Origin of the sequence: Rhodanobacter sp. Root561 (genome assembly GCF_001427365.1) — a bacterium.
In the GTDB taxonomy this organism is placed as follows: domain Bacteria; phylum Pseudomonadota; class Gammaproteobacteria; order Xanthomonadales; family Rhodanobacteraceae; genus Rhodanobacter.
The window spans coordinates 13094-28350 of sequence record NZ_LMGH01000015.1; the positions used below are offsets into that span (position 1 = coordinate 13094).

A 15257-nucleotide genomic window follows, 5' to 3' on the forward strand; every position below is an offset into this window, starting at 1 on the left:
GTGACAGAGCGAATCACTCAGCAAGAACTCGAAAGCTACCTCTGGCGCGCCGCCGTGCTGCTGCGCGGCCTCATCGACGCGGGCGACTACAAGCAATTCATCTTCCCGTTGCTTTTCTACAAGCGTCTGTCGGATGTGTGGGTAGAGGAATACCAGGCTGCGCTAGCCAACTCCAAGGGTGATCTCTCCTACGCCCAGTTCGCCGAGAACCATCGCTTCCAGATACCTGAGGGAGCGCACTGGGACGATGTACGTCAGGCATCCAAGAACGTCGGCGCGGCAATCCAGAAGGCCATGCGTGCGATTGAAACGGCCAACCCGGATCAGCTTGATGGAATCTTCGGCGATGCGCCGTGGACCAATCGGGAGCGGCTGCCCGACGAAACGCTGAAAGACCTCATCGAGCACTTCTCCACCCAGACCTTGTCAGTGGCCAACGTGCCCGAGGATGAGCTGGGCAATGCCTACGAATACCTGATCAAGAAGTTCGCGGATGACTCTGGCCATACGGCCGCCGAGTTCTATACCAACCGCACCGTTGTGCATTTGATGACGCAACTGCTGGCCCCGCAGGCGGGTGAGTCGATCTACGACCCCACCTGTGGCACCGGTGGCATGCTGATCTCGGCGCTGGATGAGGTGAAGCGCTCCGGCGGCGAATACCGCACGCTGAAGCTCTATGGGCAGGAGCGCAACCTCATCACTTCGTCCATCGCCCGCATGAACTTGTTCCTGCACGGGGTGGAGGATTTCGAGATTATCCGGGGCGACACCCTGGCCGACCCCAAGCACATCGAGGGCGACCGCCTGCGCCAATTCGATGTAATTCTGGCCAATCCGCCCTACTCCATCAAGCAATGGGACCGCGATGCCTGGAGCAGTGACAAGTGGGGTCGCAATTCACTGGGCACCCCGCCGCAAGGCCGCGCTGACTACGCCTTCCAGCAGCACATCCTGACCAGCCTCACGGCCAAGGGACGCTGCGCCGTGCTCTGGCCGCACGGCGTGCTATTTCGCAACGAAGAACAATCGATGCGCGCCAAGATGATCGCGCAGGACTGGGTAGAAGCCGTAATCGGCCTGGGGCCCAACCTGTTCTACAACTCCCCGATGGAGTCGTGCATCGTCATCTGCAATCGCAAGAAGACGGTAGCTCGCAAAGGCAAGGTGATCTTCATCGACGCGTTGAACGAGGTCACCCGAGAACGTGCGCAGAGCTTTCTGAAACCCGAACACCAGCAGCGCATCCTGGCTGCCTACAAGACCTTTGCGGATGTACCCGGTTTCGCCAAGGTTGCCACCTTGGCCGAGATTGCTGCTAATGCGGGCAACCTCTCGATCCCGATGTACGTGAAGCGCATTGCCGCAGCCATCGCCACCGACAGCAATGGCGATGCAGTCTCGCTGCGCTCCTCGTGGGCGCATTGGCAGAACGACGGTCGTGCCTTCTGGCAGCAGATGGACGCGCTGGTGGAAACGCTGGATGGCTTGGCTAAAGCAGAGGATGCCGTATGAAGCTTCAAACGATTCGGCTGTCGAACTTCCATTCTTTTGGCGAAAAGCCAACCGAGCTCACGCTGGAAGACATCACCTACCTGATCGGCCCCAACGGATCAGGCAAGACCGCGGCGCTCCAATCGCTGTGTCGCCTCTTCGCCTTCGATCCGTCCTTGCGTCGCATCCAACGCTCGGACTTTCATGTTCCATTCGACGAAACGGGTGTACCCGAAGAGCGCCAGCTTTGGATAGAAGCCGATTTCCTGTTTCCGGAATTGGCAGAGAATCATGACAACAGCACAGTCGCCCCACACTTTGGCCATATGCGACTGGACGAGGCAGATGGCATTCCGCGCGTGCGCTTTCGGCTCAGTGCCACCATGGGGTTGGATGGCGATATCGAAGAAACCTTGGTTTATGTGTTGGACATCAATCCCGACGGTTCACCGCTCACGGTCGCACAAGTACAGCGCGCGGAGCGCAACCATATCCACGTTCACTATTTGCCTGCTCGCCGCGACCCGGCCGATCACATCACCTATGGTGCCAACGCGCTCCTCGGGCGCATGCTCCGCGCCATAAACTGGGATGCAGAACGTGGGGATATCCGAGATCTCACAAATAAAATCAGTGACAGTCTCGCGTCCAACCCTGCTGTAAATGCGTTCAGCACGAGATTGAAGACAGTGTGGGGAACGTTGCACAAGGGTAACTTTTTTTCTGATCCTAAGATCACGTTTGTCGCCTCTGAGATCGAAGCATTGTTGCGGCACATGTCGGTCTCATTCTCACCTGGGCACGATGAGCACCTTGTCGACTTCTCTCGGTTGAGCGATGGCCAGAAATCGATGCTTTATCTGTCCCTCGTGCTGTCGTCTCAGGCAATCGGTCGGGCTGTTCTAGCAGAAGAAGACAAATCATTCGATGCTGACAAGTTGCGGCCACCCGTCTTTACGTTGATCGCCGTCGAGGAGCCTGAGAACAGCCTTTCGCCTCAGTACCTCGGGCGGATCATCAGTGCACTGAACTTGATGACCGGAAATGGCGACGCGCAAGCACTGATCGCTACCCATGCGCCGTCTATGCTCCGTCGCGTTGCTCCCGAACGCATTCGATACCTGCGTATCTCAGATGCAAGAACGTCACGCATCACGCATATTCACCTGCCAAGCAAAACAGACGAAGCACACAAGTTTGTGCGTGAAGCTGTGCAGGCCTTCCCGGAAATCTATTTCTCCCGGCTGGTGGTCCTGGGAGAAGGTGATAGCGAAGAAATCGTGCTGCCCCGACTCCTGCAAGCCAAAGGTGCACCAGTCGATGAGTCGGCTGTCTCGATAGCACCTTTGGGCGGTCGCCACGTCAATCATTTCTGGCGCTTATTGTCGGCTCTGCAGATTCCCTATCTGACGCTGCTGGATCTGGACGTTGCGCGACATCAGGCGGGCTGGGGGCGAGTGAAGTACGTGAATGACCAACTCGCGAAGTTCGAACCAACAAAGATCCTTCCTTCCGATTGGCCGTTACCGCCGTGGAACTCGGCCGAAGCACCGATCCGTACACATCACTTTTTTGATGACGGAAAAAGGAACGTCTTTATTGAACTGGAGAGTCGGGGGATATTTTTCTCCGCTCCCATGGATCTAGATTTCGCGATGCTGATCGCCTTTCCGGACGCTTACGACGTACTTGAGGAGGTCCCGGATGATGCGACGATCAAGGCTGTTCTAGGGAAAAGCCACTACGGCGCATCACAGTACAGTCAAGAGGAATTGAAGCTGTTTGGGACCTATCACCGCAAATTTAAACTTGGCAGCAAACCGGCTGCGCACCTTGAGGCGCTAGCCAATCTCAGTGATGCGGACGTGCTTGCACACATGCCCGAATCACTCGGACGTTTGGCCGATGCGGTGATCGCAAGACTCGCGGAGTTGCCCGAGTGATTGCTGTCGAAACCTGGCAGCCTGCGGCTGGCCTGATACTTGAGCCGAGCGCGCTGCGTGCCGCAACAGAGGGAGAGCACTGCCTAGCCCTAACGGCCGGCCCTGGCGCGGGCAAGACAGAGATGCTTGCACAGCGCGCAGACTTTCTTTTGCGGACAGGCACCTGTTTCTACCCCAAGCGAATTTTGGCTATCTCGTTCAAGGTCGATGCCAGCAGAAATTTGAAAGGTCGGGTGCAGCGCCGTTGTGGCTCAGAGCTGGCCTCACGCTTTGACAGCTACACCTTTCATGCCTTTGCCAAACGCATCATTGATCGTTTCCGGCCCGCACTCACGGGCGAGTATGCGTTGGATGTGGGCTACAAAATCGTCGGCAGGAAAGCGGGGCCTTCCCGCACCGAGATTGAGTTTGGAGATCTGGTTCCACTGGCTATTCAGATCCTGGAGAAGTCGAACGTCGCACGCAATGCAATCCGACAAGCCTACAGCGATGTCTTTCTGGATGAGTTCCAAGACTGCACCAATTTCCAGTACGGACTGGTAAAGCTCGCCTTCCAAGGCACTCACGTTCGTCTTACAGCCGTGGGCGATACCAAGCAAAAAATCATGGGCTGGGCGGGTGCCATGGACGGTATCTTCCAGACCTTCGCAGCCGATTTCACTGCGATACCGCTCAGCATGTACCGCAACTTTCGCTCAAAGCCGCGCTTGCTGCGCATGCAAAACGAAATCATTCGGGTACTCGATCCAGCGTCCGTTATGCCCGATGAGGAGCTGATCGGCGATGAAGGCGAGGTTTTCGTGTGGCACTTCGACGACAGCCGCGAAGAGGCGGAACATTTGGCGGATCTGATCGCAGGATGGGTAAACGAAGAACAATTGCCGCCTTCGGAGATTGCCGTCCTGGTCTCCAAGCAACTGGATCTCTATGCCGACCACCTCATGGCTGCTCTGGAGGCACATGGCATCCCCTTCCGCAACGAGCAACAGATGCAGGACATCACGGTAGAGCCAGTTGCCCGCTTGGTTGTCGACTACCTGTCTTGCCTGTATGGCAGGCGTGAGCCCAAAGCCTGGGTTCGGTTGATGAACCAGCTGATCCCCTTTGCAGATGACGAAATCCAGTCCAATGCACGGAAAGATATTGATCGATTGATCAAGCAGCAGCGAAAAGAAGCTGCCATGGCTGATCTGGCCGTGGAGCCTTTCGCAGGCTGGTGGGAGTTTGTGCGAACTTTCTTGAAACAGATCAGTATCGAAACCCTCGTCGCGCTGTCGCCGGACTACGAATCCCATGATCGGCTCAAGGAAGTCATCCGGGACACCAAGGCACACATCGAGGAGTTGCTCAAGATCGAGCCCGATTTGCCCAAGGCCCTTGAACGATTTTCGGATGATCAAGCGGTACGCATACTGACCATCCACAAAAGCAAAGGTCTCGAGTTCGACTCAGTGATCATCATGGCTGTCGAAAACGAAATATTTTTTGGCAACAAAGATGAAAACCGCTGCGCGTTTTTTGTCGGAGTGTCGCGCGCCAAGAAGCGACTGATTCTTACCCACGCAGATCAACGGGAGCGCCCTGCTGGATACGCCAAACGATGGGATTTGCATCGCTCTGCTCAAAATGAATACCTTGGTTACGCCATGCCGTTTGTGAGGCAACAACATTGAAAAATGAACCTCTGCTACCGGGCTGGCGTCGGGCGAAGTTTGGTGATGTCGTGCGGCTCTCCAAGGCACGCAGCCCAGAGCCACTCGCCGATGGCCTTGAACGTTATGTTGGCCTCGAACACCTGGAACCTGGCGATTTGCGCATTCGCAGTTGGGGCAATGTCGTTGACGGCGTGACCTTCACCAACGTGTTTCGACCTGGACAGGTACTGTTCGGCAAGCGCCGCGCCTACCAGCGCAAGGTGGCTGTGGCAGATTTCTCAGGCGTGTGCTCTGGTGACATCTACGTTTTTGAGACCAAGGATGCGCGGGCCCTGCTACCTGAGTTGCTGCCATTCATTTGTGAGACCGACGCCTTCTTCGATCACGCGGTAAGCACGTCGGCCGGTTCGCTGAGCCCGCGCACTAACTGGTCCAGTTTGGCGGATTTCGAGTTAGCCGTTCCGCCTATAGAGGAGCAACTTCGCCTTCTGCCGTTGCTTGAGGCGTGGCGTGAGGTCTTTGAGGCGGGCACAGAAGCGATCGCTGATGCACACCGCATGCGACGCGCTGCCTTCAACCAATTTTTTGGGAGGGGCGTTCGTCATGAGAAAAGGGTATCCACGCCTATTGGCGAACTTCCCAAGTCGTGGGCCGTAGCCTCTCTGGGAAACAGGTATGAGGTGCAGCTCGGAAAGATGATGTCTGAGAACGCGAGATCAGCCCCTGGTCATACTCTCTACATTCGAAATGCTAATGTTCAATGGAACAGGTTGGACCTCGACGATGTCGCCGAGATGGCCTTCAGCCCCAGGGAGAAGGAGAAGTTCTCTCTCCGTTACGGGGACATTCTTGCCTGTGAAGGCCGGCACGTCGGCAAATCCGCCATGTGGAAAGATGAGATTCCCGGCGCTTGCTATCAAAAAGCATTACATAGGCTTCGACGGCTGTCTGATGAGGACGACCCACGGTACTTGCTCCACTGTCTTCAATACTATTCGTGGACTGGGAGATTTGTGGCGGTAACCGGGGAGACAACGATTCCGCACCTTCCCGCGGAACGCTTCAGGGCGATGTTCTTTCCATTTCCGACGCTGGGCGAGCAAGTCGAAATCGCTGAAGAGATCGAAAGCCTCGACTCAGCAATTGCAACCCTAGAAGATCGGCGACGCTTTGCGTCTCGCACCCTTTCTCTAGCAATGAACGAGTGCAATGGGAGGCGCGATGTTTAACGAATCCAATACCGTTGAAGCCTACGTCCGCGACCTGCTCGCTGGACCCGTCAAGGCTGTGCCAGCCAGCGCCATCCAAGACCCTCAAGCCAGCTATGGCTCCGGCACGAAAGGCATCGGCTGGCGCTACGCGGCCCCCTCGGAAGTACCGCGGCAGACTCAGGAAGTCTTGGCCGAATCCTGGCTCCGCGACGCGCTGCTCCATCTGAACCCGGAAATCGCCGCCGAGCCCGACCGCGCCGACGAGGTGCTCTACAAGCTGCGCGCCATCGTGCTGTCGGTGCGCTCGGATGGCCTGATCCGCGCCAACGAGGAGATGACTGCCTGGATGCGCGGCGAACGCTCGATGCCGTTCGGGCAGAACAACGAACATGTGCCGGTGCGGCTGATCGATCTGGACGACCAGACGCGCAACCAGTACGTCGTGACCCAGCAGTACACCTACCGCGCCGGCGCTACAGAACGGCGTGCCGACTTGGTGCTACTAGTCAACGGACTTCCACTGGTGCTGATCGAGGCCAAGACGCCGGTGAAGAAGTGCATCAGCTGGGTCGATGGCGCGATACAGGTGCACGACGACTACGAGAAGTTCGTGCCGGAGCTGTTCGTCTGCAACGTGTTTTCCGTAGCCACCGAAGGCAAGGCCTACCACTACGGCTCCATTGGATTGCCGGTCAAGGACTGGGGTCCGTGGCATCTGGAGGGCAACGGCGAAGACGGCCAGCATCATCCACTGAAATCACTCAAGCTGTCAGCGGAGAGCATGTTGCGACCGCATGTGGTACTGGACATTCTGGGCAGCTTCACCCTGTTTGCCACAGACAAGAAGAAGCGTCGCAGCAAGGTCATCTGCCGTTATCAGCAATACGAGGCCGCCAACAGGATTGTTGAGCGGGTGCTGGCGGGCTACCCCAGGAAGGGCCTGATCTGGCACTTCCAAGGTTCGGGAAAATCGCTGTTGATGGTATTTGCCGCGCAGAAGTTGCGCATGCACGCCGGCCTGAAGAACCCCACAGTGCTGATCGTGGTGGACCGGATTGATCTGGACACGCAGATCACCGGTACCTTCACTGGGGCGGACATCCCCAACCTGGAAAAAGCCGACACGCGCGAGAAGCTGCAGCAACTGCTGGCACAGGATGTGCGCAAGATCATCATCACCACGATCTTCAAGTTCGGCGAGGCCACCGGCTGCCTGAACGATCGCAGCAACATCATTGCGCTGGTGGATGAAGCCCACCGCACACAAGAAGGCGACCTGGGTCGCAAGATGCGCGAGGCACTCCCCAATGCGTTTCTGTTCGGCCTGACCGGAACGCCGATCAACCGCGCCGACCGCAACACCTTCTATGCCTTTGGTGCGGACGAGGATGACAAGGGTTACATGAGCCGCTACGGCTTCGAGGAATCGATCCGCGACGGCGCCACGCTGAAGCTGCACTTCGAGCCGCGCCTGATCGATCTGCACATCGACAAGGTTGCCCTTGATGCTGCTTACAAGGATCTGACTGGCGGCCTGTCGGACCTGGACAAGGACAACCTCGCCAAGACCGCGGCCAAGATGGCCGTGCTGGTGAAGACGCCTGAGCGCGTGCGCAAGGTGTGCGAGGACATCGCCGAGCATTTCCAGACCAAGGTGGAACCGAACGGGTTCAAGGGCCAGATCGTTACCTTCGACCGCGAGTCGTGCGTGCTGTTCAAGACCGAACTCGACAAGCTGTTGCCGCCGGAGGCCACCGACATTGTGATGTCGGTGCAGGCGTCCGACAAGAAGGAGCACCCCGAGTACGCGGCCTACGACCGTTCGCGCGACGAGGAAGAACGACTGCTGGACCGCTTCCGTGATCCGGCCGATCCGCTAAAGCTGATCATCGTGACCGCCAAGCTGCTGACCGGCTTCGACGCACCGATTCTGCAGGCGATGTACTTGGACAAGCCGCTGCGCGACCACACGCTGCTGCAAGCGATCTGCCGGGTGAACCGCACCTATTCCGAGCAGAAGACCCACGGATTGATCGTGGATTACCTCGGCATCTTCGATGACGTGGCGGCGGCGCTGGAGTTCGACGACGAGAGCGTCCGGCAGGTGGTTAGCAACATCCAGGAGCTGAAAGACAAACTGCCCGAAGCAATGCAGAAATGCCTCGCCTTCTTTGCCGGATGTGACCGGACCTTGCAAGGCTACGAGGGCCTGATCACCGCACAGCAGTGTCTGCCCAACAACACCGTGCGCGACAACTTCGCCGCCGAATTCAGCGTGCTCAACAAGATCTGGGAGGCACTGTCACCCGACACGGTGCTGGGCCCGTTCGAGAAGGACTACAAGTGGCTGTCGCAGGTGTACCAGTCGGTGCAGCCCTCCAGCGGCCACGGCAAGCTGATCTGGCACTCGCTGGGCGCCAAGACGATTGAGTTGATCCATCAGAACGTGCACGTGGATGCCGTACGCGACGATCTGGATACTTTGGTGCTGGACGCAGACCTGCTGGAGGCCGTGCTATCGAACCCTGACCCGAAGAAGGCCAGGGAGATCGAAATCAAGCTCAAGCGCCGGCTCCGCGGCCATGGTGGCAACCCCAAGTTCAAGCAGCTGTCGGAACGGCTCGATGCACTGAAAGACCGCTTCGAGTCCGGCCAGATCAACAGCGTGGAATTCTTGAAGCAGTTGCTGCAAATCGCCAAGGAGACCTTGCAGGCCGAGAAGGAGGTTCCGCCCGAAGAGGACGAGGATCGCGGCAAGGCAGCGCTGAGCGAACTGTTCAACGAGGTCAAGACTCCCGAGACGCCGATCATGGTGGAGCGCGTGGTAGCAGACATCGACGAGATCGTGCGCCTGGTCCGCTTCCCGGGATGGCAAGGCACCCAGGCGGGCGAGCGTGAGGTGAAGAAGGCGCTGCGCAAGGCGCTGTTCAAGTACAAGCTGCACGCGGATGAAGAGCTGTTCGAGAAAGCGTTCGGCTATGTTCGGCAGTATTACTGATGTGGGTCCAATAACGCTCAACGAGACAGAACCAGAAACAACGACGGCTGGCATACCTAATGGCATACCAGCCGTCCTGATTTACGAGTAAGTTAATTTAAATCAATAACTTACATTACTTCATTGGCGGAGAGAGAGGGATTCGAACCCTCGATCAGGTGTTTAGCCCGATACTCCCTTAGCAGGGGAGCCCCTTCGGCCACTCGGGCATCTCTCCGGGGTTTTTGTTCCGCATTGCTGCGGAGCCGGCAAGGATACTGACCGGCGCGGTCGAGGTAAAGGCTTAATTCACTCGATCAGTGTTCGACGGACTCGTCGGGACCACTGCCGGGCTCGCTTTCGCCCTTGATGCGCTGATAGATCTCTTCGCGATGCACCGCCACATTCTTCGGTGCATTGATGCCGATGCGTACCTGATTGCCTTTCACACCAAGAACGGTGACGGTCACCTCGTCGCCGATCATCAGGGTCTCACCGACCCTGCGGGTCAGAATCAACATGATTTTGCTACTCCATAAAAGCTGTTGGTCACAGGCCTGCAGATCGACGTTGCCTCACCCCTGAGCGTCCGTCTTTCCGCAGTTCGACGAATGATCCGTCGAAGGCCCTACCCCGCCTTCCCGGCTCACAGCCAAAACACTCCTTGGCGTCCTGACTGGCGACACGAGCGTTTCCGACCGCGTCGACACTGTTTCGATAGTAACTGAGCACGATTCCCCTGTGCAATCTGCCAGGGTCGTGACGAATGGCACACGCAAAAGCTGATAGGGATCAGTGGGCCGAGATCCACTCCGGCAAGGCCGACAGGATCGTCGGCAGCTCCGGCGCATCCGTGCCGCCGCCCTGGGCCATATCGGGCCTGCCGCCGCCCTTGCCGTCGATCTGTTTCGCCACGTGTGCCACCACGTCGCCCGCCTTGATCCGGGCCAAGGCCTTGCCGTGGACTCCCGCGATCAGCGAGACCCGGCCGTCTGCCGCGCCGGCCAGCAGGATCACGCAGTCGCCCAACTGCTGCTTGAGCTGGTCCACGCTGTCGCGCAGCGACTTGGCGTCGAGGCCTTCCAGCCGGGCCGCGACCACCTTGATTCCATCGACATCCGTGGCCGAACCGGCCAGGTCGGCGGTCGCCGAGCCGGCGGCCTTGCTGCGCAGGGATTCCAGTTCGCGTTCGAGTTTCTTCTGGCGATCGAACAGCTGGCGCAGTTTTTCCACCGCATCGTCGCCGCTGCTGGAAAGCAGCTGCGAGAATTCGGCCAGACGACGCTCCTCGTCGGCGACGTAGGCCAGCGCGCCGGCGCCAGTGACTGCCTCGATGCGGCGCACGCCGGAGGCCACGCCCGCCTCGCTGACCACCTTGAACAGGCCGATGTCGCCGGTACGCCCCACGTGGGTGCCGCCGCACAGCTCGGTGGAGAAATCGCCCATTTTCAGCACGCGCACTTCGTCGCCGTACTTCTCGCCGAACAGCGCCATCGCGCCGAACTCGATCGCCTGGTCGTAGCCCATGTTGTGCACTTCGGCCGCCCCGTTGCGGCGCACCTCGGCGTTCACCAGGGCCTCGACCCGGGCCAGCTCGTCGTGGCTCATCGGCTTGTGATGCGAGAAGTCGAAGCGCAGCCGCTCCGGCGCCACCAGCGAGCCCTTTTGCGTGACGTGGCTGCCCAGCACCTGGCGCAGGGCCGCGTGCAGCAAATGGGTGGCCGAATGGTTGAGCACGATGGCCTGGCGGCGCGAGGCATCGACCGAGACATCGACGGTGTCGCCAGTGCGCAGCGATCCGCCATGCCAGGTGCCGGCGTGGCCGAAGAACACGCCGCCCATCTTCAGCGTATCGCCGACGTCGAAACGGCCGGACGCGCTGGACAGCGTGCCGGTGTCGCCGACCTGGCCACCGGACTCGGCATAGAACGGCGTGCGATCGAGGATGATGAGACCCTCCTCGCCCTCGCCCAGCTGGTCGACCTGCTTGCCGCCGCGCACGATGCCGAGCACCTTGCTGCCGCTGCCCTGCAGCGCCTCGTAACCGAGGAATACGGTGGGCTTGAGCTGGCTGGCCAGCTCGGCCGGCATCTGCCCCTTGGCCTCGAACTTGCCCGCGGCGCGGGCGCGCTCGCGCTGTTCGTTCATGGCCTGCTCGAAGCCGGCCATGTCGACCTCAAGCCCGCGCTCGCGCGCGATGTCGGCGGTAAGGTCGACCGGGAAGCCGTAGGTGTCGTAAAGACGGAACGCATCGACGCCGGGGATCATCTTGCCGGATTTGCCGGCGATGTCGTCGAACAGGCGCATGCCGTGCTCCAGCGTCTCGCCGAAGCGCTGTTCCTCGGTGCGCAGCGCATCCTCGACGAAGGCCTGCTTTGCCGAAAGCTCCGGATAAGCCGTGCCCATCTCCTCGACCAGCGGCCGCACCATCTTCCAGAAGAAGTCGCCGCGCACGCCGAGCATCCAGCCGTGCCGCAGAGCGCGGCGGATGATCCGGCGCAGCACGTAGCCGCGGCCTTCGTTGGACGGCAGCACGCCGTCGACGATCAGGAAGGAACAGGCGCGGATGTGGTCGGCGATCACCCGCAGCGACTTGTTGCCCAGGTCCTGCGTGCCGGTCAGTTCGCCGGCGACGCGGATCAGGTGCGCGAACAGGTCGATCTCGTAGTTCGAATGCACGTGCTGCAGCACCGCGGCGAGGCGCTCCAGGCCCATGCCGGTGTCCACGCACGGCGCCGGCAGCGGGCTCAGCGTGCCGTCGGGCGCGCGGTCGAACTGCATGAACACCAGGTTCCATATCTCGATGTAGCGGTCGCCGTCCTCGTCCGGCGAGCCGGGCGGGCCACCGGCGATATCCGCACCGTGGTCGTAGAAGATCTCGGTGCACGGGCCGCACGGGCCGGTGTCGGCCATCTGCCAGAAATTGTCCGAGGCGAACGGTGCGCCCTTGTTGTCGCCGATGCGCACGATGCGTTCGGCCGGCACGCCGACCTGCTTGTTCCAGATGTCGAACGCTTCGTCGTCGGTGTGGTAGACGGTGACCCACAGCTTGTCCGCCGGCAGCTTGAAGACTTCCGTCAGCAGCTCCCACGCGTAGGCGATCGCGTCGCGCTTGAAGTAGTCGCCGAACGACCAGTTGCCCAGCATCTCGAAGAAGGTGTGGTGGCGCGCGGTGTAGCCCACCGCGTCCAGGTCGTTGTGCTTGCCGCCGGCGCGCAGGCAGCGCTGCACGTCGGCCGCGCGGACGTAACCGGGTTTTTCGCTGCCCAGGAACACGTTCTTGAACTGCACCATGCCGGAGTTGGTGAACAGCAGGGTCGGATCGCTGGACGGCACCAGCGAGCTGGACGGCACGATGGTGTGGTCCTTGGAGCGGAAATAATCGAGGAAGGCGGAGCGGATTTCGGAGGTTTTCATGCGGATCGCGATGGCTGGCGGCAACGGGCCACGCCGAGACCGGGCCAATCGCTCCGTCAACCCATGGCCGCGGGGCGATGGATGTCAGGAAATATCGTCGGCGTCGTCCACATCGGCGTGGGTAACATTCCGTACTGTGGCGGCGGCAAAGCCGCGACGCAAGAGGAATTGCGCCCGGCGGGCGCGTTCGGTGGGATCCGCGCTGCCCGCCCCGCCATAGCGGCGACGCAGTTGGGCTGCGGCCGAGGCGTCCCAGTCGACCTCGGCTTCATCCATCAGCTCGCGGATGCGCGCATCGCCCAGGCCATGGCTTTTTAGCTCCTGGCGCAGGCGCATCGGCCCATAGCCCTGGGCGATCCGGCTGCGCAGCAGCACCTCGGCGAAGCGGTCATCGTCCTGGTAGTGCTGCTCGCCGAGGCGATCCAGCGCAGCGACGGCTTCGTCACCTTCGTAGCCGCCCTGGCGCAGCTTGGTCTTCAGCTCCTTGCGCGAATGCTCGCGCCGCGCCAGCAGGCCCAGCGCCTTGTCGTAGGCGCTGCGTTTCGGCTTGGCCGGGTCATTTGGGCCAGGACGCTTTTTCATCTTCATCGCCATGCATACGGGCACCCGATAGGAGCGGATTTCCCCCGCGGTTCCCCCTGAGCGTAGCGCAGCGAAGTCAAAGGGCGCCCCTCGACTCCACCCCTGCGGATACACGCTCAGGAGCAACGACCGGGAAGGCCTGCATTGTCGCGCCCGAATACGCCAACGACACCGGACCAAAACGCACATGGCCCGGGCAAGCCGGGCCATGTGCATGCAACAGACCGTCAACCCTCACGGTTCACGCTTCCTCGAGCGCCTCTTCAGCGGCGGCGGCCGCCGGCCGGCCGACCGGCACCAGCAGGCGTTCGCGCAGTTGCTTGTCGATCTCGTTGGCGATCGCCGGGTTGTCGCGCAGGAACTGGCGCACGTTCTCCTTGCCCTGGCCGATGCGGTCGCCGTTGTAGCTGTACCAGGCACCGGACTTGTCGATCAGGTTCTGCGCCACGCCCAGCTCGATGATCTCGCCCTCGCGCGAGGTGCCCTCGCCGTACAGGATCTCGAACTCGGTCTGGCGGAACGGCGGCGCCACCTTGTTCTTGACCACCTTGACGCGGGTTTCCGAACCGATGATCTCGTCGCCCTTCTTCACCGCGCCGATGCGGCGGATGTCCAGGCGCACCGAGGCGTAGAACTTCAGCGCGTTGCCGCCGGTGGTGGTTTCCGGGCTGCCGAACATCACGCCGATCTTCATGCGGATCTGGTTGATGAAGATCACCAGGCAACCGGACTTCTTGATGTTGGCAGTGAGCTTGCGCAGCGCCTGGCTCATCAGGCGGGCGTGCAGGCCGACGTGGGAGTCGCCCATCTCGCCCTCGATTTCCGCCTTCGGGGTCAGCGCGGCGACCGAGTCGACCACCACCATGTCCACCGCGCCGGAGCGCACCAGCATGTCGGCGATCTCCAGCGCCTGCTCGCCGGTATCCGGCTGCGACACCAGCAGGTCGTCGACCTTGACGCCCAGCTTCTCGGCATAGGTCGGGTCGAGCGCGTGCTCGGCGTCGATGAACGCGGCGGTGCCGCCGGCGCGCTGGCAGCTGGCGATCGCCTGCAGGGTCATGGTGGTCTTGCCGGAGGATTCCGGGCCGTAGATCTCGACCACGCGACCGCGCGGCAGGCCGCCGACGCCCAGCGCGATGTCCAGTCCCAGCGAGCCGGTGGAGATCGTCTCGATCGCCTCGTTGACGCGATCGCCCATGCGCATGACGGCACCCTTGCCGAACTGCTTTTCGATCTGGCCGAGGGCGGAGGTGAGCGCCTTGCGCTTGTTGTCATCCATCGTAGGTATTCCGGTTGGGCTGTGAATGGGGAGCATGATGCCCGGGTCGAATCTCACGGGCTGCGATCTGCGCCATCGGCGCGGAGCGACGTGTACGCGGCCAGTATCCCACACTGGTCAAGCCGGTCTGGCGGCCGATCGCGTGTCACTCCGTCAGCGTTTTGCGCAAGCCGATGAGCGCGGCGGCCACCGTTTGTCGGCGCACCGCCTCGCGGTCGCCCGGGAAATGGAACAGCCGCGCATGGGCGTAGCCGCCACGACGCTTCCAGCCGATCCAGACCGTGCCCACCGGTTTGTCCGGCATGCCTCCGGAAGGCCCGGCGATGCCGGTCACCGCCACCGCCACGCCGGCGCCGAAACGCGCCAGTGCGCCGGAGACCATTTCCAGCACGGTTTCCTCGCTGACCGCGCCGGCATGCTCCAGCGTGCGGGGATTGACGCCGAGCAGCGCCTCCTTCGCCTCGTAGCTGTAGGTCACCACGCCCGCGTCATACCAGGCCGAACTGCCCGGCAGGTCGGTCAGTGTCTTGGCGATCCAGCCGCCGCTGCAGGATTCCGCCGTCACCAGCATCAGCCGACAGCGCTGCACCTCGGCCGCGGCCTCTGCAGCCAGCGCCAGCAACTCCGCATCGGTAGGAACAGACAACAACTCCATGCGAGACTCCCGGACTTGAACGCTTTGCGCCACGCGCAGAGGCA

The 15257-nt window shown here is 60.9% G+C and carries 10 protein-coding genes and 1 tRNA gene; 5 read left to right on the plus strand and 6 right to left on the minus strand.

Features of this window, described 5'->3' with window-relative positions; all coding sequences use genetic code 11:
- From ASD55_RS15110 to ASD55_RS15130, 5 genes are read left to right on the plus strand one after another with little or no spacing between them, the layout of a single operon-like run.
- A complete protein-coding gene (locus tag ASD55_RS15110) occupies positions 1-1515 on the plus strand; it encodes a class I SAM-dependent DNA methyltransferase (protein ID WP_056767422.1) in 1515 nt (504 codons plus the stop codon).
- On the plus strand, positions 1512-3437 hold the full coding sequence (locus tag ASD55_RS15115) for an AAA family ATPase (RefSeq protein WP_056767425.1): 1926 nt from the start codon (positions 1512-1514) through the stop codon (positions 3435-3437). The genes ASD55_RS15110 and ASD55_RS15115 overlap by 4 nt, the downstream gene beginning before the upstream one ends.
- Positions 3434-5110, plus strand: a complete 1677-nt coding sequence (locus ASD55_RS15120) for an ATP-dependent helicase (protein WP_056767427.1) — start codon at positions 3434-3436, stop codon at positions 5108-5110. The genes ASD55_RS15115 and ASD55_RS15120 overlap by 4 nt, the downstream gene beginning before the upstream one ends.
- A complete protein-coding gene (locus ASD55_RS15125) occupies positions 5107-6321 on the plus strand; it encodes a restriction endonuclease subunit S (RefSeq protein ID WP_056767430.1) in 1215 nt (404 codons plus the stop codon). The genes ASD55_RS15120 and ASD55_RS15125 overlap by 4 nt, the downstream gene beginning before the upstream one ends.
- The gene (locus tag ASD55_RS15130; RefSeq protein WP_056767433.1) at positions 6314-9301 is read left to right on the plus strand and encodes an HsdR family type I site-specific deoxyribonuclease; all 2988 of its coding nucleotides are present in this window, start codon (positions 6314-6316) and stop codon (positions 9299-9301) included. Before ASD55_RS15125 ends, ASD55_RS15130 begins: the two co-directional genes overlap by 8 nt.
- Before the next feature lie 124 nt (positions 9302-9425).
- Here the strand turns inward: ASD55_RS15130 and ASD55_RS15135 are convergent.
- The 6 genes from ASD55_RS15135 to ASD55_RS15160 form a co-directional block, all read right to left on the minus strand.
- Positions 9426-9518: transfer RNA gene (locus ASD55_RS15135), tRNA-Ser, on the minus strand.
- Positions 9519-9597: 79 nt separating this feature from the next.
- Entirely contained in the window at positions 9598-9801 is a 204-nt protein-coding gene (gene csrA / locus ASD55_RS15140) for a carbon storage regulator CsrA (protein WP_056716714.1), read from the minus strand.
- A 271-nt stretch (positions 9802-10072) separates the two neighbouring features.
- Positions 10073-12697, minus strand: a complete 2625-nt coding sequence (gene alaS, locus ASD55_RS15145) for an alanine--tRNA ligase (RefSeq protein WP_056767436.1) — start codon at positions 12695-12697, stop codon at positions 10073-10075.
- An 84-nt stretch (positions 12698-12781) separates the two neighbouring features.
- Positions 12782-13285 carry a regulatory protein RecX gene (locus ASD55_RS15150; protein ID WP_056767437.1) on the minus strand — a complete coding sequence of 168 codons (504 nt, stop codon included), beginning with the start codon at positions 13283-13285 and terminating at the stop codon, positions 12782-12784.
- A 235-nt stretch (positions 13286-13520) separates the two neighbouring features.
- Positions 13521-14558, minus strand: coding sequence for a recombinase RecA (recA, locus tag ASD55_RS15155; RefSeq protein WP_007806195.1), 1038 nt, complete (start codon positions 14556-14558; stop codon positions 13521-13523).
- Positions 14559-14703: 145 nt separating this feature from the next.
- Positions 14704-15213 (minus strand): CinA family protein, encoded by a 510-nt coding sequence (locus tag ASD55_RS15160; RefSeq protein WP_082542815.1) that lies wholly within the window; start codon positions 15211-15213, stop codon positions 14704-14706.
- Between the last annotated feature and the right edge of the window lie 44 nt (positions 15214-15257).